Annotated in this window: 18 protein-coding genes; 9 read left to right on the top strand and 9 right to left on the bottom strand. The window is 70.3% G+C overall.

The genetic code is table 11. The annotated features are described in order from the left end of the window. The first annotated feature begins 67 nt into the window (after window positions 1–67). On the top strand, window positions 68–706 hold the full coding sequence (locus tag ACZ6JS_RS27635) for a hypothetical protein (protein ID WP_469301871.1): 639 nt from the start codon (window positions 68–70) through the stop codon (window positions 704–706). Window positions 707–867: 161 nt separating this feature from the next. Here the strand turns inward: ACZ6JS_RS27635 and ACZ6JS_RS27630 are convergent, their stop codons facing one another. The 3 genes from ACZ6JS_RS27630 to ACZ6JS_RS27620 form a co-directional block, all read right to left on the bottom strand. Beyond that, the gene (locus ACZ6JS_RS27630; protein WP_469301870.1) at window positions 868–1,503 is read right to left on the bottom strand and encodes a VOC family protein; all 636 of its coding nucleotides are present in this window, start codon (window positions 1,501–1,503) and stop codon (window positions 868–870) included. Window positions 1,504–1,983: 480 nt separating this feature from the next. Beyond that, window positions 1,984–2,532 (bottom strand): DUF1062 domain-containing protein, encoded by a 549-nt coding sequence (locus ACZ6JS_RS27625; protein ID WP_469301869.1) that lies wholly within the window; start codon window positions 2,530–2,532, stop codon window positions 1,984–1,986. 1,390 nt (window positions 2,533–3,922) lie between these two features. Next, a complete protein-coding gene (locus ACZ6JS_RS27620; protein ID WP_469301867.1) occupies window positions 3,923–4,330 on the bottom strand; it encodes a hypothetical protein in 408 nt (135 codons plus the stop codon). A gap of 252 nt (window positions 4,331–4,582) precedes the next feature. Between ACZ6JS_RS27620 and ACZ6JS_RS27615 the strand changes: the two genes are divergently transcribed. Beyond that, the gene (locus ACZ6JS_RS27615) at window positions 4,583–4,936 is read left to right on the top strand and encodes a ferrous iron transport protein A (protein ID WP_469301865.1); all 354 of its coding nucleotides are present in this window, start codon (window positions 4,583–4,585) and stop codon (window positions 4,934–4,936) included. 336 nt (window positions 4,937–5,272) lie between these two features. Here the strand turns inward: ACZ6JS_RS27615 and ACZ6JS_RS27610 are convergent, their stop codons facing one another. Continuing rightward, window positions 5,273–5,737: an LIC_13387 family protein gene (locus tag ACZ6JS_RS27610; protein WP_469301864.1), complete on the bottom strand. Its 465-nt coding sequence runs from the start codon at window positions 5,735–5,737 to the stop codon at window positions 5,273–5,275. A gap of 951 nt (window positions 5,738–6,688) precedes the next feature. Here ACZ6JS_RS27610 and ACZ6JS_RS27605 point away from each other — a divergent pair. Together ACZ6JS_RS27605 and ACZ6JS_RS27600 are read left to right on the top strand one after the other, a co-directional pair. Then, window positions 6,689–7,681, top strand: a complete 993-nt coding sequence (locus ACZ6JS_RS27605) for a BtrH N-terminal domain-containing protein (RefSeq protein WP_469301862.1) — start codon at window positions 6,689–6,691, stop codon at window positions 7,679–7,681. Window positions 7,682–8,289: 608 nt separating this feature from the next. After that, the gene (locus ACZ6JS_RS27600) at window positions 8,290–8,472 is read left to right on the top strand and encodes a hypothetical protein (protein WP_469301860.1); all 183 of its coding nucleotides are present in this window, start codon (window positions 8,290–8,292) and stop codon (window positions 8,470–8,472) included. Between the two features lie 460 nt (window positions 8,473–8,932). On the opposite strand, the gene ACZ6JS_RS27595 is transcribed toward ACZ6JS_RS27600, so the two are convergent. Then, on the bottom strand, window positions 8,933–9,271 hold the full coding sequence (locus ACZ6JS_RS27595) for a hypothetical protein (RefSeq protein ID WP_469301858.1): 339 nt from the start codon (window positions 9,269–9,271) through the stop codon (window positions 8,933–8,935). A 395-nt stretch (window positions 9,272–9,666) separates the two neighbouring features. On the opposite strand from ACZ6JS_RS27595, the gene ACZ6JS_RS27590 reads away from it, so the two are divergent. After that, a complete protein-coding gene (locus ACZ6JS_RS27590) occupies window positions 9,667–10,497 on the top strand; it encodes a MerR family transcriptional regulator (protein ID WP_469301856.1) in 831 nt (276 codons plus the stop codon). Window positions 10,498–10,708: 211 nt separating this feature from the next. Here ACZ6JS_RS27590 and ACZ6JS_RS27585 read toward each other — a convergent pair whose 3' ends face one another. Both ACZ6JS_RS27585 and ACZ6JS_RS27580 read right to left on the bottom strand, forming a co-directional pair. Next, window positions 10,709–11,260: an EF-hand domain-containing protein gene (locus ACZ6JS_RS27585; protein WP_469301854.1), complete on the bottom strand. Its 552-nt coding sequence runs from the start codon at window positions 11,258–11,260 to the stop codon at window positions 10,709–10,711. A 138-nt stretch (window positions 11,261–11,398) separates the two neighbouring features. Continuing rightward, complete coding sequence (locus ACZ6JS_RS27580; protein WP_469301853.1) at window positions 11,399–13,696, bottom strand: molybdopterin-dependent oxidoreductase; 2,298 nt, start codon at window positions 13,694–13,696, stop codon at window positions 11,399–11,401. Between the two features lie 457 nt (window positions 13,697–14,153). Here ACZ6JS_RS27580 and ACZ6JS_RS27575 point away from each other — a divergent pair, with 457 nt between their 5' ends. Then, window positions 14,154–14,585: a helix-turn-helix domain-containing protein gene (locus tag ACZ6JS_RS27575; protein ID WP_469301851.1), complete on the top strand. Its 432-nt coding sequence runs from the start codon at window positions 14,154–14,156 to the stop codon at window positions 14,583–14,585. Window positions 14,586–14,676: 91 nt separating this feature from the next. Here the strand turns inward: ACZ6JS_RS27575 and ACZ6JS_RS27570 are convergent, their stop codons facing one another. Together ACZ6JS_RS27570 and ACZ6JS_RS27565 are read right to left on the bottom strand one after the other, a co-directional pair. After that, a complete protein-coding gene (locus ACZ6JS_RS27570) occupies window positions 14,677–15,279 on the bottom strand; it encodes a ClpP family protease (protein ID WP_469301850.1) in 603 nt (200 codons plus the stop codon). 1 nt (window position 15,280) lies between these two features. Then, window positions 15,281–15,919, bottom strand: coding sequence for a ClpP family protease (locus ACZ6JS_RS27565; RefSeq protein ID WP_469301849.1), 639 nt, complete (start codon window positions 15,917–15,919; stop codon window positions 15,281–15,283). 373 nt (window positions 15,920–16,292) lie between these two features. On the opposite strand from ACZ6JS_RS27565, the gene ACZ6JS_RS27560 reads away from it, so the two are divergent. The 3 genes from ACZ6JS_RS27560 to ACZ6JS_RS27550 all read left to right on the top strand — a co-directional run bounded on the left by ACZ6JS_RS27560 (window position 16,293) and on the right by ACZ6JS_RS27550 (window position 19,738). Beyond that, a complete protein-coding gene (locus tag ACZ6JS_RS27560; protein WP_469301847.1) occupies window positions 16,293–17,570 on the top strand; it encodes a pyroglutamyl peptidase in 1,278 nt (425 codons plus the stop codon). 219 nt (window positions 17,571–17,789) lie between these two features. Beyond that, entirely contained in the window at window positions 17,790–18,908 is a 1,119-nt protein-coding gene (locus tag ACZ6JS_RS27555) for a mechanosensitive ion channel family protein (protein ID WP_469301846.1), read from the top strand. 266 nt (window positions 18,909–19,174) lie between these two features. After that, window positions 19,175–19,738 (top strand): DUF4291 domain-containing protein, encoded by a 564-nt coding sequence (locus ACZ6JS_RS27550; RefSeq protein ID WP_469301844.1) that lies wholly within the window; start codon window positions 19,175–19,177, stop codon window positions 19,736–19,738. Window positions 19,739–19,990 lie beyond the last annotated feature (252 nt).

The following is a 19,990-nucleotide window of genomic DNA, read 5'->3' as shown; positions in this document are numbered from 1 at the left end:
GGGGGCTGTGATCACGGCGTCGAGCCGTCATGGACAGCGCCCCAGCCGAATCGGGGAAGGGGACGAGGTGGGGCGTGGGCAGCGCATCGCCGCGAGGGGTGCCGTGCTACTGGCGGTGTTCGCCGGTTTCTGGGGCGTGGCGTCCGTGCCGTGGGCCGGTGACGAAGCGCTGACGGAGCGGCAGCTGGTAGATGCTCTACCGCGCGCCGAGGACCTTCCGGGACACCGGGTGGACGTGCAGCGGCCTCCCAGCGACTTCGGGAGTGCCGCCGCGCCCTGTGGTCCGCTGGCCGACGTCGTGTGGGCGCCCCATCCCCACACGTGGACGGCCCGGGCCCGCGTCGCCACCAGACTCGTGGGCAGCGGCGGTGACGGGCAGCCCGGCTTCTCGCTCGAGCTGACGAGCTACTCCGAGCAGCAGGCCACCGCCTTCATGACCCGGTTGGAGAAGGCCCTGCCCCGCTGCGCCACGTTCGAGGGCCAGCCCCACTTCGAGGAGTGGCCGAGGACGTTCACTCTGCAGCCCGTTCCGGCGCCGAAGGGAGCCGGCGACGAGGCCGTCGCGTTCGACCTCGACGGCGGCGGGCCCGGCGCCGGCGGGCGGAGACGTTTCACCGTGGCCCGCATCGGCGGTGTGATCGCCGTGTACGTCGGGAAGGTGCCGACCGGAGTCCAGGCGCAGGTGCACCACAGGCTCAGCCGGTAGCCGGTCGCGCATTCGACCCTTGGACCGCGCGCACGCAGGGTCCCCGCTCCCGCGCCCGCTCGAGCCACCTCGCCCGCACTCGCCGCTCCCGCTGCTGCAGAGAGACACGTGCTGGCCAGGAGACCCCAGCCGGCCGCTCCCGCGGCGCAGTCGGGCCCTGATCAGATCGTGACCGGGCCGTGGGCGGTGGCGAACTCCACCGAAACCAGGCCCGGTTCCTCATCCTCGACCCAGGTGACATCGATCTGGTCGAGGGGGTGGTCGGCCGGTTCGCCGAGGAATTCGGCGATGGAGGCGGCATCGCCGGCGATGGAGACCCCGTGGATGCTGGTGGAGGTGCGCGGTTCGGCGCTCGGGCGCTCCTCGACGGGGACCAACCACTGCAGGAAGTAGGGCAGTTGCGGGTCCTCCAGCAGTTCCAGCAGGCCGATCTGCTTCCACCTCAGGTCGAACCCGTCGGGGCGGACACGGTGGCCCTCGGCAGAGGTGCGGCCGAGGCGGGCCTCGACCGGGGCGATATCGTCGACGGAGACCACCCAACCGAGCCAGCCGCCGCCCTCGGCGGCCCGGCGCGCGACCGCCTGGCCGAAGGGTGCGCGGTCGGCGGCGGGGTGGTCGAGTGTGGTGACGACCTCGACGTAGGTGCCGCCGCTCAGTGGGAGAACGAAATTACGGGTGCCGAAGCGCGGGTGCACGCCTCCGTCGACGAACCCGGCGCCCAGGGCCGATCCGATCCACTGGACGGTCGAGACGAAGCTGTCGCGGGTCACCGCATAGGACACGTGATCAAGTCGCACTGCGCCATCATCACCCGACAACCCGCACAAATCCGGACGCCACGCCACGCCCGCTGCCCCTTGCCGTGTCCGCCGTGGATTCGGCCCGTGGAGGCGGATCGGTCACCGTCATCCCGGCGGGGGAACCCGGTCGAAGCCAGGCGGCACCGCTGCCGCCTCGTCGAAGCCCGCTACCCCCTCGATCAGCCGCTGCGGGGCGAGCACTGCTGCCGCAGGCCCCTGCATCGACCACAGCGGTCCACCACGTACCCGCCCGAGGACTCCCCGCTCGGGCCAGCGTCACAGCAGTTGGCCGTCGAGGTGGACGCGGGCCGCGGCTTCGCTCGTGCCAAGGGCGGTGGCCGCCACGATGAGCGGCACGTCACAGGCGCCGAGCTCGTACGACGCACCCCTGGCAGGTCCGGGCGATGACGCACCGCAGGTCCGCAAGGCCCTGTCCGGCGGATCCCGCCGGACAGGGCCTTGACTACGGGCAGGGGGTCAGCGCTTGAGCGTGAAGGTGAAGTCCCCGGAGAGCTTGCCGTTCAGCCGGACCGCCGAGACGAGCTTCCCGGCCTTGATCAGTCTCTCGACCTCGGCCCGTGAAAGACCGCACCCCTCAGAGATCAACCGCACCGGCCGGACCGGGATCCGCGCTGCGAAGCGGACCGAGACGTCGATCACCTCGCGGTCCAGGTGATCCGATCCGCCGGTGTCGAGGCGCCAGGCGCCGTCCCAGTCCAGGGCGATGTGATTGCGGCGCCGCACGAACGGATCCTGGAGCAGTTCGGCTGCCAGGCGCGGATCGTTGTCATGCAGTCGGTCCAGCAGCTCGGGTCGTACCGAGCGTACGTGCACCCGCTCCAGGACCGTGAGTTTCGCCGTGTCCCCGCAAGCGGTGCAGAGCACGAGGAGCCAGGCGTCGAGGAGCTTGTGGTTGGCGTTGACGCGGAATTTGCCGTTCGCCCGGAAGCGCTCGGACGCGCAGGTGTGGCATCGGCGGAGAACGAGCGGCAGGCAGGTGGGAGCGACCACCCAGGTATTGAGCACAGAAGTACACCGGTTCCAGTGAGAAGACCGCAGCAGAAAGGAGCGCGGCGCACAGGTGCGACGCGCGACGAATCAGCACTCGGGGGGTCTCACAGGGTGTACAACGGAACGTCCTTGCTCAGACGACTTGTTCGGCAGCACGGTAGCGGCGCACAGCGGGGCACCTCCACTGGTTTTTGTGGCGCCCCGTACGGACGCGCCCGTCGCGCGAGGTAGGTGAGGGGCCGCTCGGCGGGTGCTCGGCCGCGCCGCGCCATCCGTGCGAGCTTGCCCCGAAGAAGGAGCGCGGCCGGTTGGCGGCCGTGCCGGCCGCCATAAGCGTGCCACCCGGTCGACGAGGTATGCGGGTGGGGTAGACCGCCGCGAGGCCCCGCCAGGGCGGATGCGCGCACACTGACAGGTTGTGGGCGGGTGTGGGCGGAAGGAGGGCTCCGGCGTGAGTGGCGATGTCAGCGTCAGCGCCGGGGGTCAACCCTCGTCGGCCCGTGTCACACAGGATGCCGAACACTGACCTTCTGCTGCGGGGCGCCGGCCGGCCGCGGCTATGGTCGGGCGCAGTCCGTGCCGATAGGGCGTGCGCGGGCGAGGCCCGGTGACCAGAGCGCTCTGGCGACAGTAACACCGGGCCGCCCCCCACCCGATGCGGGTTCGACGGCCCGGTCCGGCAGAGTGCCAGGAGGGCCGATTCGTCTCCACCGGATCCTGTCAGCCGAGCCTGTGTGATCGCTTGCCCCCGCATCGCGAGGCGGAGCGCTCGCTCTGCAGGAGGTCCCTGCAAAGGAGTGCGCCGACAACGAGGCAGGGTGCGGTGCCGGTCAGCACGGTCCCCAGGCGGGAACGGGACAGGCAGTCGGCGGACCGCTCGAAGAGGCGACCACGAGGCGGCACAGACCGGAGCAGCGCTTCGAGCAGCGACCGGACCCGCTCCGAAAGGCCCTTCCGGGTCACTATCGTCCGTGGACTTCCGCTCGCGGCTTGACCGTCCTGTACGCCAGGCGGGCCAGGGTGCCGATCACTGCGGTCGGTGTCGTCGTCCTCGTAGCGAACACCCACGACAACACCGCGGGCATCCTCTTGCTGGGCAAAGTCGCCGTCCAGGCCGGCGGCATCGTCCGTAGAGCCCCGCGGACCAGGGCTTCAAGAACCAGGTCGTCATGCACTGCGTCGGCCTGGGCATCGACATCGAGTTCGTCGCCCGCGACCCACAGGTCAACGGCTGCGTGCCGTAGCCAAAACGGCGGAGGGTCGAGCAGACCTACGGACCCTGATGCTGCACCGGCGCCTGGTCGGCGACGACGAGCACCACCCCTTCTCCTCCGCCTCACGTCTCCACCGGGCGGTGACCCACGTCAGACATCGGCTACTTGACGAGAAAGTCATAGCCGGGGACCTATGGCGAGCCGTCTCTGGCCACAATCTGGTGTGCGTACCGGTTCTCCGAGTCGATGTCTTGGACTACCTTCCGGGCTTCCTGCGGCCGGCCCGTCTCGCACATCAGTCGAACAAGGACGTACAGGGCGTCACGGTCACCGTCTTCGGCGCGGTCACGCAGTGCCGCCTCCATACCCCGCTCTCGCAGCGATCTGTTCAGTCTTCGACGCGCGTGGCCATCCGTAAAGGCGCGCTCCGTAAGCTCTGGAATCTGTTCCGCTCGGGCCAGTAGATCCATGTGCCACAGATGGTTGTCGTGCATGACCGGATCGTCGGAGAAGCACTCGGCGTGAGCGCTTACCAGCGCGATCGCCACCTCCCAATCCTGCAGTTGTTCCGCCGCCCTCGCTCGCTCCAACCAGTCCACAGGAGGAGTATCACCCGTCGCCCCACCGGCCAGCGCCTTCGAAGTAGCCGCTGATGAGCGTCCCTCAGGGCAAGTCATGGTCAAACGCCATCACCGGCCCCTCAGAAATGGCCGACATGCTGTTGAACCGCAACCGGCCGCTCCTGCTCGCATGGTGGCCTCTGCTCGGGATCCGACCGCCCGAGCGCCGGATCGCGGCACCGGTTCTTTATCTCCTGGCGCTTCCGAAGTGGTGCGGGCAGAGTGGGTGGCATGACAGACCGTGCCGGCCATGTTCCTGCGGCCGTAGGCGATCGCCAGGGGATGGAGCACATCCTCCGTCGTCCCTTGTGCCGGACATGGCCGACGGGTGCACTGACACCGGGCAGCCGGGTCACGGTCGTTCGCGACCAGGACTGGGACGGTCCATGGCAGGCCGAGTTTGCTGGAACGATCGACGCCTCGGCTGCACCCGAACCCAATCAGCATGCCCAGGCGTTCAACGGCGAGTTGCTGTACTGGGTCACTTTCGACACGCCGCAGCACGACAGCGGCGGGGATGGCCCCTACCGCAAGGCCCAGACCTGGGGTCGCTACCTGAGGGCCCAGCCGGAGCCCGAAGCATAGACACACCGCCGGTCACGTTGCTGCGCTCGAATCCGGACGCGAGGGCGGCCTTCGTCTGATCATCTGCTTCCGCCCCAGGTGCACGTGACGACCAGGACGAAGGCGGTGAGGCGAGTCTCCTGTCAGATCAGCTCGGCGGCTCGTTCGTCGGGCACGGTCTCGGCCCGGCGGGCCCCGCGCTGCTCGGACAGTCACCGCCCGAGCAGGACCGCGGCCGGCGGCTCTATGCGCTCGTACGGGACGTCGAGTGGTGCACCCGGTTGCCCGGCCGGCGCGGAGCGATGGCCGGGCCGGCCGGCGGGGCGTCGTCGCGCCGCACGCCCCGCCGTGACCGGCTCAGGGCGTCGCCCGGCGCAGGGACAGGGCGAAGGCGCAGCTGGTGACGGCGAGGACGGCGATCGGCGGCATGGGCAGGAGCGGGACGGATATCGCCAAGCCCACCAGTGAGGCGACGAGGGCGATCCATCCGAAGGCGGTGCGCCGTTCGACCAGTTGCGGGGCGTGCCGGACGGCTGTGAGCGCGAGGAGCCCGCATGTGATGACGAACAAAGCCATCGCGAGGCTCATGCCCTGGACGATGTCGAGGGTGCTGCGTTCCAGGCCGAGCAGGGTCATGCTCGACTCCCGCATGGCTGCCGAGGTGGCTTGCTGCTGGGCGGTGGGGTCGCCCAGCGCCGTCGCGGCCGCAAGGGCGAGGTGGCCCGTGCCCAGGAGGAGGAAGCCGCCGGCTCCGACTCGGAAAGGTCGCAGTGGCTTGGGGTGGGGCTTGCGCTCGAGGGCGGGTGTGACGGTCGCGCTCACCGTGGCTCCTTGAAGTTGAACGAGGCAGTCCTCTACATCGGTAGAGGACGGTGCCCCGCACTCTACACATGTAGAGGCGCATGGGCGGGGGCGGCTGCAGCTCGCAACCGGAGTCGAACCGCGCACTGCTGCATCCGGCCTGTGGGAGCACGGATGTGTCCAGGACGCGCCCGTCGGGACGGTCCTGGGTGCCCTGCGCCTCCCGGGGCTCGCTCCACCTGCGCGGCCGAGTACCCGCCGGACTCGACGACGGTCGGCGACGGGCCCCTGGACGCGGGCGGCGCGGCGGACGTCGACCTCGCGGGACCGTGCGCGGAGTGGACCGCGCGCCTGTCCGTCGTCCGCGACGGCACCGTTCCGCTGCCCGACACGCTGCCGTACGGCGGGTCGTGATGGCCGAGCAGCTGACCCGCCACCGCTGCGGACGCTCCGTCGGCCACACTGCGCGCCACGGGGGTGCCGGAGCGGATTGCCGCCCGGGTCGGCCGGGAGGCCGCTGGCCCAGGGGCAGACGGACACCGTCCGGGGCGGGCAGCACCTTCTGGACCACGCCGGGAGAAGTCACCTGCGCGCTCCGAGCCGTCAGCCGCGCCTTCAACGGATACTCCCTCCGTCGCAGGCCGCCCACGCCCGGCCCGCGCAGGACACAGCCACCCAAGCCGCCGCGCCGCCCAAGCCGCGGAAGCCGCGGAAGCCGCCGAGCAGACCCTCGCGGCCGCGGCCGAGCCCACTTCCGGACCGGTCCCGTAGCTGCAACGCACAGCCGTACGAACTGCTGCGGGTCGGCAGCCCGAGACAGGGCCCCGTTGTCGGCTGGGAGGTTGGACCGCGCCGACCCGTGCAGTCGACGCCCCCGCCCCCGCCCCAAGACCCTGCTGCCGCATACGCCTACGCTGTCTCAGGACGCTCCACTGTCCGCAGCACGCGGGGTCCCGTCCAGGAGAACACGGCATGTCCACAGTGATAGACATCGATGCCCACGGCACGCAGCACTGCGAGACGACAACGCTCGGGGTACTGCTGAGGCACCAAGGACTTGATCTGTCCGAGCCCATGCTGTTCGGTCTCGGGTCCGGCCTGTCCTTCGTCTATTGGGACAGTAGAAACATGGACTTCCCCTTCCTCGGGGGACGGGTCAAGCCCTTCGAACTCACCAGAAACCTGGCCACCCGGCTCGGGCTGGAACTCCTCGTCCGGGAGACCACCTCCCCCCGCAAGGCCTGGGACCAGGTGGCGGCCTCCATCGACTCCGGACACCCCGTCGGACTCCAGCTCGACAGCTATCACCTGGCCTACTTCGGCTCCAAGGTCCACTTCGGCGGCCACGTAGTCGCCATGTACGGCTACGACGACAGCTCCGCCTACCTGGTGGACACCGCCCAACAAGGCGGAGCGGTCACCACCAGCCTGACCAGCCTCGCTCAGGCCAGGGCCGCACGGGGACCGATGACTGCCAGGCACCGGTCCTTCCTCCTCACCGCTCCGCGCAGCATGCCGGCCCCGCACGGACAGATCGTCCCCGCCATCACCGCATGCGCCCGGGCCTTCCTCGACCCACCCATCGCCAACCTCGGCCACCGAGGTATTGAAAAGGCCGGCAAGCGCGTACCCCTGTGGCTGCAGCGCACCGACAACCCGCAGCGAGACCTGCCACAGGCGGCCCTGCTGATGGAGAAGGCCGGAACCGGGGGAGCTCTGTTCCGCAACCTCTACCGCGACTTCCTCGCCGAATGCGCCGATCTGCTCGACAGCGGCCACCTGCGGACCGGCCACACCCTGTACACCGAGGCAGCCGCCCTGTGGACGGAAGTGGCGTCACTCATCAAGCGGGCTGGTGAGTTGGCCGATGCACAGTGCCTCGTCCAGGCCGGCTCGGCCCTCGGGGATCTCGCCCGTATGGAGCGTGAGGCAATGCAGGCGCTGAGCCGCCTGGAGAGTACGTGAGAGGGTCGCCGACCTGGGCCGCCCCGGCCGTTCGGCTGGTCCGGCCCCGGTTGGCAGGGCCGATCAGTCGAGGACTGCTGTGGCCCCGCCGTGCACGGCGGGAGGCCCACCGTGTGGCCCCGCGGAACCGTGTCACCGTGCGGGGCTGCAGAGTTGCTGTCGGATCAGCATCCGGACGGCACTTGGCGGTTCCTGGTCAGAGAGATCCGGGACACCGGCCTGATGGCCCACTCCCTGCACGGCGAACCGGGCGGGTGCGCGTGCCCCTGACAGGGTGCGGCGGTGCATCCGGTTGACTGCGCCGTGGTCGGCACCGGCCGGTCGGCGGTGACGGCCGGCTTCCCGCCCTCGCTGGGGGTACCGGAGGGAGCGGCCAAGGTGAGCGCGGTGCGGTCCTTGCGGAGGGTGCGCTCCTGCGGCTGGGTGCTGCTGCTGACCGCAAGGCGGGGTGAGGGCGCTCATCCTCGGCACCTGGGCCGTGACGCATCGGCGCCGGGCACCGGTCACCCATCCGCCACGGTACGTAGCGGAAATAGTGCGGGATGTGACTGTGGGTGTCACTGTGGCATGAGGAAGTACCACCCCCTACGCATCAAGGAGTCGCCGTCATGGGCGGTATGCAGGACAAGCGCCAGGAGCCGGGCAAGGGCCGCGAAGAACAGCAGCGCCCCCAGCGCCCGCAGCGGCCCCAGGACCCGATCCACCCTGAGCCGGGCACTCCCTCCCGCGGCGGCCAGCGCCCCGAGGAACGGCGCCGCGACGAGCACCACGACCTGCGCGAGGACTTCTGACTCAAGCAGCACCCCACGCACGCAGAGCCCGGCCAGGCGCCCGTAGTCACCCCGGCCGGGCTCTGTTCATGCCGCCGCCCCGCCCACCACGGGCCTGGGCCGCGACGTCGGCGCCCGAGCGCGCGGCCCCGGGCAGGAGGCCCGCGCCTCGGGGGGCTGAAGCAAGGGCCACCATGCCATCGGCGGCCGTCACGCAGTCCGGCCGCACGCCGGACGACAGACCGCCCCCGCTCTCTGCCACGGTTTTCACACGTTGGACACAGGCTGGAGCACTTGGTGAGCTCGTCGCGAGGACGAGCGGCCGGACCTGGCGATGGCCCGGGCGGGGACGCGCGTACGCGAGGTGCACCCGGGCGTGAACGTCCCCGAAGTGCTCCGACTCGTGCCTGACGCCGCCTGCCCGTTCCGCCACTGCGTGAGGGCCGACTGGCACCGCATCGGTGCCGATTGCCGACTGCCGTCAGCCCGTTGCCCCGGGCAGGGCTGTGAAGGTTGCGCTGGCCGACCGCGAGGACACCGCCCCTTCGACTGCGAGTTCTCCGTCGATGGAGATCGTGCACTGGAGCCGGCCGTCGGGGTGTTCGGGGTTGGAGGTGATGATCGTGAGCATGGGTATCGCGTCGATGCTCGACATCACGACGTCCTGCTTCCACGGCGCGACGCCGCCCTTGACCTGCTTCTCCTCTCCTTTGAGAGGGTCGCCGACGGCATAGGTCACCTCGAAGGAGCCGGTGCCCGTCACCTCGTAGGTGACCTTGGTGCCGCGTTTGCGTCGGAAGGGGAGGAACTTGCTGTTCAATGTGCGGCCTCTGCGAAAGCGGACAAGGCGAAACTCGCGGTCATCCTCGCACGTGCTGCCGGGACACCGTCGATGTCCCGCTGGTGGCCCGCCCGCCCGCGCAGCCGGCCGCGAAGAACATGCGGAGGAGATTGGCGCCTGAGGGTTCTGCAAGCGCCGGTACGGCCCAGCTGGCTCAGGCCCTCACGGGGGTGGGGTCGGCGTGCCGTTCAACTGCGTGAAGGGGGTGTTGTCGAACCCATCCCCACACGTGGGTGTGAGGCCTACCTTGTGCGGACGCCAGTGGCGAGGGACCGCCCGATAGCCCGTCAGGGGCAGGGTGGTGTGTAGTTGCACATGCCGTAGCGGCATGTGGTGTCGTCGAAGGCACCACAGCACGAAAGGCCCTGTCTGCGATGTACCCCTCCGCCACGCCTCCCCGCGAGGTCAAGATCGGCGATGCCGCCGCCTTCGCCGGAACCACCCCGCGCGCCATTCGTCACTACCACCAGATCGGTCTGCTGCCGGAGCCAGAGCGAGGCGGAGACGGACGCCGCCGCTACGGCTACGACGACATGATCCGCCTGCTGTGGATCCGCAAGATGTCCGAGGCCGGCATCAGCCTGGACGACATGCGGGCGGCGTTCGACGAAGTCGGGGACGTCGAGGACGTCCTGGGCCGGCTGGAGGAGACCCTGGCCGCACGGGAGGCCGACATCAAGCGTCAGCGCGCGGCAGTCCGGCGCCTGCGGGTCGTGGGCAGCCCACTGGGGTTGCTCTCCCCGTTGGTCACGGACCGGCTCAGCCACCTGCCTACCGGCGCGCTGCGCCCCTCCGATCTGGACGCGCTGCTGGTCACGGAACGGATCTTCGGGCCGCTGGGAGCCGCAATTCAGGCCAGCGTGTTCATCACCCTGGCGACCCACCCCGGCCTACGGGCCGAGGCGGACCGCCTCGACGCGGCCGACGCCGCCCTCGATGACACCGTCGACCCCCACGATCCCCAGGTCGAGGAACTCGCCGCGCAACACAGCGCCCACCACAAGGAATTGCTCCAGGCCATTGAAGCGGCCGGACTGGACGAGGCCGAGGAGAAGCTCTTCGAGAGGTACGACGCCGAAGAGGAAGTCCAGATGAGTGCCTTCGAAGCGGTGGCCAAGATGCCCTACGGATTCTCGCCGGCCCGGACGCGGTGCATGGAACTCACCGCGCGGCTCCTTGCCGGGGACCCCTCCGCAGGCAGCTGATCGCTGGCGCAGCCGTACGGCCCGCACACTCCGACGCGCAGGGCCACGGTGTCCCGCCGCCGTGCCCCGACGAGGCGAAGACCCTGGTCTGCTTCGGTTCCTTCACGGGCGCCGCTGTCGACCCGGCAGACGGACGCCTGCTCTGGCGGCTCCGGGGGCCGCCCACACCAGCAGTGGTGTGGGCACAGCCCCCGGGGCCGTATGCCGGTCGTCAGGCGGTGATCCTGCCGAAGAGGTGGTTGGCAGGGGCGTCGGGGTCGTTGCCGTAGAAGAACTCCATGACCGCCCGGTGGAATTCGGCGCGGTCCAGCGCACCGGAACCGTCCCGGTCCAAGGCGCTGAAGACTGCGGCACAGTCGTCGCCGGGCACACCGGCGACCGAGTCGAACATCTGCTGGAACTCGGCCTGGTCGATCTTGCCGTCTGCGTTGAGATCGACGAGGTCGAAGAAGCAGTTGGTGACCGGCTCGATCTGTTCCGGGTACAGGGCGGGGTCGGTCAGGACGCGCCTGAATCCTTCGGTCATCTCGCGCAGATCGACCTTCCCGTCACCGTCCTGGTCCATGGGGGCGATCACGTTCGTCCAGAACCCGTCCATCCCCTCGGTGAGCAGGCGGGCGGTCGCGGAGTCCGGCGTGGTGCCGCGGGCGGCGATGTAGCGCTCGCTCATCATGCGGACGTCCTGCTGGACGATGAATCCGTCGCCGTCGACGTCGGCGCCCCTGAACCACTGGCCGTACTTGAGGTCTTGAAGTGCAGTCACGAACGCGCACAGTATTCATGCGGTTACGCAAACGCAAATGTGCGTGTGGAGAGCCTCTCGGCGGGCAGGGGCAGCCCGCTGCGCACGCGAAGGGGGAGGGCACGGGAACCGGCCCGTGGGGGGCCGGAAACTGTCGTGTCAGCGTTCGAGATCGGGTGGTGTAAAGGCGAGGACCTCAGGAGGGGGATCGCCGTACGGCTCGACGTCGACCAGCGCGCTGAGGGCACTCGGCCCCTGGGACAGGCGCGAGCAGGGCCGATCCGCCGTGAGGACGTTCGGATTGCCGTGGCGGTCCAAGGTTCCGCTCAGACCCGGCTGGACGGGATCCCACCACGCTCCGGTGGACAGTTGTACGACGCCCGGCATGACGTCGTCCGACAGGACTGCGCCCGCGAGGCAGCTGCCTCGGTCGTTGTAGATGCGTACGATCATGCCGCTCTCGATGCCGCGCGATGCTGCGTCCGACGGATTGAGCGTCACGGGCTCACGGCCGCAGATCTTCGAACTGAGGCTGTGGCCGCCATTGTCGTACTGGCTGTGCAGGCGTGAGGCGGGCTGATTCGAGATCAAGTGCAGCGGAAATCGGTCCGACAGATCAGCGTGAAGCCACTCCACCGGTTCGAACCACTTCGGATGCCCGGCGCAGTCGTCGTAGCCGAAGGAGTCGATCTCCGCGGAGAAGATCTCGATCCGTCCCGACGGCGTCGGCAGGGGGAAGCGCTGTGGATCCGAGCGCAGCGCCGCGAAGCTCCCGGGAAACGGTCCGGCCAGCGTCGGCAGCTCAGCGGTGGAGGTTCGCCAGAAGTCGTCGAATCCCGGCAAGGCCGCATCGTCGCCGAGCCCGGCCCTGGTCTGCTCGTAGAGGTGCCGGACCCACTCGATCTCGGAACGCGACTGTGTGAACTCCTGCTCGTATCCGAGCCGGGAGGCCAAGGCGGCGAAGATCTGGTGGTCGGTGCGCGACTCGCCCTCCGGCTCACGGACCTTCGGCATCGCCACAAGGTGGGGGTCCGAGAATCCGGCGGCGAAGTCGTCGCGTTCCAGGCCGGTGGCGACGGGGAGGACGATGTCCGCGAACTTGGCCGTGGTGTTCCACCAGGCTTCGTGAACCACCACCGTGTCAGGGGCCTGCCACGCACGGGTCAACCGGTGCAGGTCCTGATGGTGGTGGAACGGATTCCCTCCGCACCAGTAGACGAGGCGAAGCTCGGGCAGTGTGAGGCGCCGGCCGTCGTAGTCGATGGTCTTCCCCGGGTGCAGCAGGGTGTCGGCGATCCTGGCGACCGGGATGAAATCCGGAACGGGGTTGGAAACCGCCGGAATCGTCGCCACCGAGGGCCGTCCTGGGGCCACGCCGGTCGCGTCCATCGTCGCGTACCCCGCGCCCCAGCCGCATCCGGGCCGGCCCATCGAGCCCGCCATGGCGGCCAGCACGACGGACATCCAGATCGGCTGTTCGCCATGGTCGGCCCGTTGCACCGCGTAGTTGACCATGATGAGCGAGCGCTGAGTGGTGATGCGGCGAGCGAGATCGGTGATCGTGTCGCGACTGATGCCCGTGATCCTCTCAGCCCAGGCGGCGTCCTTGGGGACACCGTCGAGCTCGCCGACGAGGTAGGAGGCGAAGCGGTCGAACCCGACGCAGCAACGGCGAAGGAAATCCTCATCGTGCCACCCGTTGACCAGCATCGTGTGGGCGATGCCGAGCATCGCTGCGGTGTCGGTGTTGGGCACGACGGGCAGCCACTCGGCGTCGAGGAAGCCGGCGACGTCGCTGCGGATGGGGCTGACGTTCACGAACCGCACCCCGGCCTCACGGCACTTGCGCTGCAGGCTCTGCGTCTGGTGCCTGGCCAGCCCACCAGGATTGATCTGGCTGTTCTTGAGGGCCAGCCCGCCAAACGCCACCACCAGCTCACAACTCTCGGCGATCTCGTCCCACATCGGCATCCGGGACTGATAGCTCCACGGATGCCCGCCGATCACATGGGGGAGGATGACCTCCAGAGCCGCGGTGCTGTACGTATTGCGCGAGTCGGTGTATCCCCCGCCCAACGCCAGGAACCGGTGGAGTTGCCCCTGCGCGTTGTGGAACGCGCCCGCACTGGCCCAGCCGTAGGACCCGCCGAACACCGCGCTGTCCCCGTGCTGTGAACGCACCCGACGGAGTTCATCACTGACCAGCGTGAGCGCATCGTCCCAGCTCACCTCCACGAAGGCGTCCGCGCCTCTGGCCGTGTCGTGAGCCCGCGGCAGGCCGTTCAACCAGCCCTTGCGCACCGCGGGGCGCAGCACGCGGGCACTGTCGTCGGCGGCTGCCACCATTCCCGGGCCGATGGCAGACGGCGAAGGGTCATCGCCCCTCGGCTCGATGCGCACCAACCGGCCGGAATCGACCACCGCGACGAAACTGCCCCAGTGCGTCGCAACCGACATGCGCCGTTCCACCATGCATCAACCCCACCCCAGAAGTTTCCCCTGCTCCCGCCCAGCGGCCTCCGACGTCACGGGACCCCTGCCCAGCCGGCGGCCGCAGCACGGAGACTTCCCCCGGGGCCGGCTGATCAACCCCACCTGTCAGCGATTCCGCGCCGGCGCAGGGGTGTGCGGACGAGGTGTTCCCCGGGCGTTGTTCCAGACGGTCCGGGGGCCGGTGCGGGCCCTCACGAGGCCGGCTCGGCCCCGTGCGTACGCCCATCCCCCTCAGCGCCACCTGGACCGGCACCCGTCCGACCTGCACCCCCTGCCGATGATCGTCCCGGAACAGCCCTACGACACCACTCGCCAAGCACTCCTGGCGCTGGAGCCGCCTCCCCCCAGGCACCGGCGCGGCTTCACCCAGGGCAGAAGGCCGCTCCCTTGCCCCAGCGCTCCTCGCCCCTAGGGTGAGGGGGTGAGCACCCATGCGCCGAACGAGTCCCGCATCATCCCCGTGCGCCCCCAGCCTTCGTCGCCCGGTTCCGGCGGGGCGGCCGGCGCCTTGCGGCGACCTGGGGGAAGTCGACAGCCACACGCGCCGAGGGAGCCTCTGTGGCGTGACCTCGTCGGCGAGGTGCTGCGGCGCGAGCGGCTCGCCCAGGAACGCACGCTGAAGGACGTCTCGGAGGCGGCCCGGATCTCGATGCCGTACCTGTCGGAGGTGGAGCGCGGACGCAAGGAGGCCTCCTCCGAGGTGCTCGCGGCCGCCGCCCGGGCCCTCGGGCTCGGCCTCGCCGACCTGCTCCTGCTCGCCAGCGACGAGCTGGCCCGGCACACCCGTAGCCGGGCGGCACGGGGCCGCACGTCACCCACGGCGCAGTACGACGGCTTCTGCCTCGCCGCCTGACCGGACCGGACCGGGCCGACGGCCGGTACGACGGGGCGCGCACCCGCCGTACCGGCCGCTCACCCGCCCCCGGCGACGGCCGGCTTCGGGCTCAGACGAATGGGAACCGTCGGCTCAGCACCTCGTCGGCGAGCCCGTAGGCCACGGCCTCCTCGGCGGTGAACACCTTCTCCCGGTCCATGTCCGCGCGCAGCGTCGCCACGTCGTGGTGCGTGTGCCGGGACAGGACGTCCTCCACCTGCGAGCGGATGCGGACCATCTCCTTGGCCGCGAGGCTGAGGTCGGAGACCGTCCCCTGCCGGCCGCCGCTGGCCGGCTGGCCGAGCAGCACCCGCGCGTGCCGGAGTACGAACCTCCGGCCGGGATCTCCGCCCGCAAGCAGCACCGCCGCCGTCGACGCCGCCTGACCGACGCAGAAGGTGGAGATCGGCGCCTGCACGAACGTCATCGTGTCGTAGATCGCCATCAGCGAAGTGAACGAACCTCCCGGCGAGTTGAGATAGATCGAGATCTCCTGCTCCGGGTTCGCCGACTCCAGGTGCAGGAGCTGCGCGATGACCACGTTGGCGACCCCGTCGTCGATCTCGGTGCCGAGGAAGATGATCCGCTCGTTCAGCAGCCGGCTGAAGACGTCGTAGGACCGCTCGCCCTGCGCGGTCCGCTCGATCACGTAGGGAACCGTGTACGACCCCATGTCACAGCCCCGCCCGTCGGCGCGGCGTGGCCGGGCGGATGTCGGCGAGCGACTCCACCACCCGGTCCACCATCCCGTACTCCCTGGCCTGTTCGGCCGTGAACCAGCGGTCCCGGTCGCCGTCCCGCGCGATCGTCTCCTCGCTCTGCCCGGTGTGCTGGGCGGTGATCCGCTCGACGGCCTTCTTGGTGAACTGGAGGTTCTCCGCCTGGATCTCGATGTCCGCTGCGCTGCCGCCGATGCCCGCCGAGGGCTGGTGCATCATGATCCGCGCGTTCGGCAGCGCGAACCGCTTCCCTGGCGTCCCGACGGTGAGCAGGAACTGGCCCATGCTGGCGGCGAAGCCCATCGCCAGCGTCGAGACGTCGTTCGGGATGAGCCGCATGGTGTCGTAGATGGCCAGACCTGCGGTGACCGACCCGCCCGGGCTGTTGACGTACAGGCTGATGTCGGAGCGCGGGTCCTGCGCCGACAGCAGCAGCAGCTGCGCGCACACCCGGTTGGCCGACACCTCGTCGACCTGGGTGCCGAGGAGGACGATCCGCTGGTCGAGCAGCCTTGCCGCCAGGTGGTCGTCGAAGTGGCCGGGCGGTGTGTCGCCCTCCTGCGCGCGGGGCGCGAGCATGGTGAGGTGGCTCATCTCTGTCTCCTTGTCGAGGCGGGATGCCGTCGACTCCACTCTTGACCGCCGGGACCCTGCGGACACCGTTCCTCTGCCCCCGGCAGATCCGCCACGGGCGGACACGACGCCACGGCACCAGCAGACCAACCTGGTCAGCTCCTCACCCACGCCGGAGTCGAACGGTCTGCCCGCCCTCCCCACCCCGCTGCCCGGATCGAATCCCGCTTCGCGAACAGCGGTGCGCACCGCGTCTGCGTCGAGGGGGTGCGGAGCGCGGGGGAGGGGCGGTGAACGCCGAACCGGACGCGTTCGGGGTCGAGTTGAGCCAGTCCTGACGGCTGAGGCCGGTGTGCCTGGTGGGGGCGGAGGCTGCTATGTAATGTCACATCGCATGATGCTCTTACGCCGGGCGGCATCGGCCGCAGCCCTCCTTGCCACCGTCCTCCCCCTCACGGTCGCTTCACCCGCGCACGCCGTCGCCGGCGGCGCGACCGCCTGCCGCCCGCCGGCATCCGTACCGCTCGACGCCGAACAGTCACGGCTCGCGGACCCCCGTACCGGCGCCCTCGTCGAGCGCGCCGGTCTCGGCGACTTCGTACGACGATTCCCCACCGCCCTGTGCACCACGCGCAGCCGCGCCGAAGCCGAACGGCTCCTCGACTCCTGGGGCCGGGCTCTCTGGGAGGCCTCCGTACGGCGGGCCCAGGGCCGGCGCCCCGGCGGCGACCTCGCCCCCGGGGACGACCGGCCCCTCTACTGGGCACGCCTCGGCATGACCGCCGCACTCGCCCGCTGGCAGCCGGAGTTCCCCGCCGACAAGGCGGCACTCCGCGCCCGCCTGGAGGACGCCTCCCGCGGCCTCACCGACAACGCCTTCCGGCCTGCACCCGGCGTACGAAGGATCTTCATCAGCGGGTTCGACCCCTTCGGGCTCGACGCGGAGATCCGCCGGGCCAATCCGTCCGGATCGGCCGCCCTCCAGCTCAACGGACGGCGCATCACCCTCGCCGACGGCACCGCGGGCGAGATCCGCGCCGTCGTCCTGCCCGTGCGGTACGCCGACTTCGACGCCGGCATGGTGGAGCGGGCGTTCGCCCCGCACCTGGCCGCCGGCCCCGCCTCGGCCGACATCATCACCACCGTCAGCCAGGGCTACCCCGGCATCTTCACCCTGGAGGACTGGGCGGGCCGGGCGCGGTCCGCCGACCCGTACCCCGACAACGTGCGCGCCCTCTCCGGCGGCACCCGCGAACGTCCGGTGACGGCCCCCGGCCTCGGTCCCGGCCCGGAGTTCATCCGCACCACGCTTCCCGCCGAGGCGGTGACCGCGGCCGTACAGACCCCGTACCCGGTCCTCCTCAACAGCAAGGTGACCGAGATCCCGGCGGGCGCCACGGCCCCGGTCGACCGGACCGACGGCCCGACGCCCGACTCCCGCGCCGTCGCGGGCGGCGGGGGAGGCTACCTGTCCAACGAGGTCGCCTACCGCTCCAACCGACTGCGCGCCGAACTCGCCCCGCACCTGCCCGGCGGCCACCTGCACACCCCCGTGCTCACCGGCCTGCCGGCCGACCCCGGGCTGCTGACCGGGCCCGAGTTCGAACACAACGAGAGTGCGATCGCCTCGGAAGTCCGCGCAGTCCTCGAACACGCCGCCGTGCAGCGGTAGTCGCCCTCCCGCCCGGCGCCGCGCCCACCGCCCCCGCCTGCGGTGCGTCACCCCGTCATGGGGCAGGATGGCAGCCCGTTCCGGATGCGTACACACGCCCGAACGCGGCCTCCAGCACGACGAACTGACAGGTGACAAGGTGACGACACACCTCATACGACGGCCGGCGGCGTCCGCCGCCACACTCCCGGGCCGGCGCCGCGCAGCGGAGGGGGTCCGTTGAACCGGGACCTCGTCCTGCACGACTGGCTCGTCGCGGGTATCGCCCTGGCAGCGGGCGCCGCGGCCGGACTGCTGCTGCGCGCCCTCCTGAAGTGGCTGCGCCGGCACGCCGAGCGGACCCGCTGGCGCGGTGACGACATCATTGTCGACGCGCTGCGCACCATCGCCCCGGGCGCCGCGCTCATCGCGGGCGCCGCTGTGGCGGCCACGACCCTGCCGCTCACCACGCGCGTCTCGGGGTTCGTGAACCAGTCCCTGACCGCGCTGCTCATCCTCATCGCCACGCTCAGCACGGCACGGGTCGTCGCGGGCCTCGTCCAGTCGGTGGCGGGGACGCGGACCGGGGTGGCCGCCTCGGCGTCCATCTTCGTCAACATCACGCGCATCGTGGTCCTCGTGATGGGGGTCCTGGTCGCCCTGGAAACCCTCGGTGTGTCCATCGCGCCCCTGGTCACCGCCCTCGGCGTGGGTGGTCTGGCGGTGGCGCTGGCACTGCAGGACACCCTCGCGAACCTCTTCGCCGGCGTGCACATCCTCGCCTCGAAGACCGTGCAGCCCGGTGACTACATCCGGCTGACCAGCGGCGAGGAGGGCTACGTCGTCGACATCAACTGGCGCAACACCGTGGTGCGCAACCTGTCCAACAACCTGGTCATCATCCCCAACGGGCGTCTCGCACGCACGAACATGACCAACTACACCCAGCCGGAACAGCAGTTCTCGATCATGGTGCAGGTGGGGGTGGGCTACGAGAGCGACCTGGAGCACGTGGAGCGGGTGACCCTCGAGGTCGTCGACGGCGTGATGGCCGACATCAACGGCGCGGTCCCCGACCACGAAGGAGCCGTCCGCTTCCACACGTTCGCGGACTCCCGCATCAACTTCACCGTGATCCTGGGCGTCGGCGAGTTCAGCGACCAGTACCGGATCAAGCACGAGTTCATCAAGCGCCTGCACCGCCGCTTCCGAACGGAGGGCATCTCGATCCCGGCCCCGACCCACACGATCGCCCTGCAACGCGACGAAGCCCTGACGCCGCCCCCGCACGTACCCGTCCCCCACCAGCGCGGGTCCTCCCCGTCGACCCCCACGGAACTGACGGACAGCCGAAGCTGACGACCGGCGGAACACCGGGGCAGCGGGCTCCGTCGGCCACGAGACCGTCCGCCGGAGCCCGCGCACCGTTCGCCACGGCGGAAGGGCCCGTGCCCCGGCCACCCGGACGGCGACGGTTCCTGGCGTCCGCAGGCCCGCGGAACACCGCGGCTCCGCATCCGGACGACGCACGCGGACCCGCGGGGGCGACACCAGCCCGTCCGAGTCCGCGGGCCGGCGGAGAAATCGATTGCGGTGCACGCGGAGCGTTGGGCAGGGTACGTCGCGTGGCCCCCCGGTACCAGATTCGCGCCGACTACGATGCTCACACGATCGTGGTCTACCAGGCATACAGCCCGGCCATCGCTGACGCGGCGCTGCGAGCGGGCCGCTTCGTTGCGCCGTTCTCGTTCCACAGGATGACGTGGATCAAGCCCTCGTTCCTGTGGCTCATGCACCGCAGCAACTGGGCCCGCAAACCGGGACAAGAGCGCATTCTCGGGGTGCGGATCACCCGGCAGGGCTGGGAGGAAGCCCTTTCCCGGGCCGTGCTCACGACCGCAGACCCGGCAGCCGTGGCTCGCGCGGCCGTACACGTCCAGTGGGACCCGGAGCGCTCGTCCCGCGGGGCGCCACTCAACCACTACAGCATCCAGGTCGGCGTCGGCCGCAGCCTGATCCGTGACTTCACCGACGACTGGATCGTCAGCCTGACCGACCTCACACCCCAGGCCCGGAAGGCCGCGACCCTGATCCAGACCGGGCATGCCTCCAAGGCGCAGCGACTGCTGCCCCCGGAGCGCACCTATCCACTGCCACGGGAACTGGAAGGCCTTTGCCCGGAAGGATGACAGCCGACTGCGGGATCACGCCGAGCTCCCTGACGGCTGCCGACGAAGGCCAGATCCACTTCACCGTCGCCCCGGAGTCCTGCTGGGCCGGGTGAGCGCGCCAAGGGGCCGGGATGGCCCCGGCGCTCCGGTGTCGTAGCCACCTCCATGCTCTTGCGGTGACGTCTGGCGAAGGCACGCATCCCACCGTCCTTCGTCTCGGCGGTTGCGAACGCCGCCCGCGTGACGCGTGCTACGTGCGGACGGCGCACA

The organism is Streptomyces sp. NPDC046349, assembly GCF_055587885.1.
This window is presented reverse-complemented; position numbering and strand designations above follow the sequence as displayed.

Bases quoted from the DNA above. Each gene is read 5' to 3' on its own strand.
- ACZ6JS_RS27615 (WP_469301865.1), top strand. From the start codon at position 4,583: ATGACAGACCGTGCCGGCCATGTTCCTGCGGCCGTAGGCGATCGCCAG.
- ACZ6JS_RS27605 (WP_469301862.1), top strand. From the start codon at position 6,689: ATGTCCACAGTGATAGACATCGATGCCCACGGCACGCAGCACTGCGAG.
- ACZ6JS_RS27600 (WP_469301860.1), top strand. From the start codon at position 8,290: ATGGGCGGTATGCAGGACAAGCGCCAGGAGCCGGGCAAGGGCCGCGAA.
- ACZ6JS_RS27590 (WP_469301856.1), top strand. From the start codon at position 9,667: ATGTACCCCTCCGCCACGCCTCCCCGCGAGGTCAAGATCGGCGATGCC.
- ACZ6JS_RS27580 (WP_469301853.1), bottom strand. From the start codon at position 13,696: ATGTCGGTTGCGACGCACTGGGGCAGTTTCGTCGCGGTGGTCGATTCC.
- ACZ6JS_RS27570 (WP_469301850.1), bottom strand. From the start codon at position 15,279: ATGGGGTCGTACACGGTTCCCTACGTGATCGAGCGGACCGCGCAGGGC.
- ACZ6JS_RS27565 (WP_469301849.1), bottom strand. From the start codon at position 15,919: ATGAGCCACCTCACCATGCTCGCGCCCCGCGCGCAGGAGGGCGACACA.
- ACZ6JS_RS27560 (WP_469301847.1), top strand. From the start codon at position 16,293: ATGATGCTCTTACGCCGGGCGGCATCGGCCGCAGCCCTCCTTGCCACC.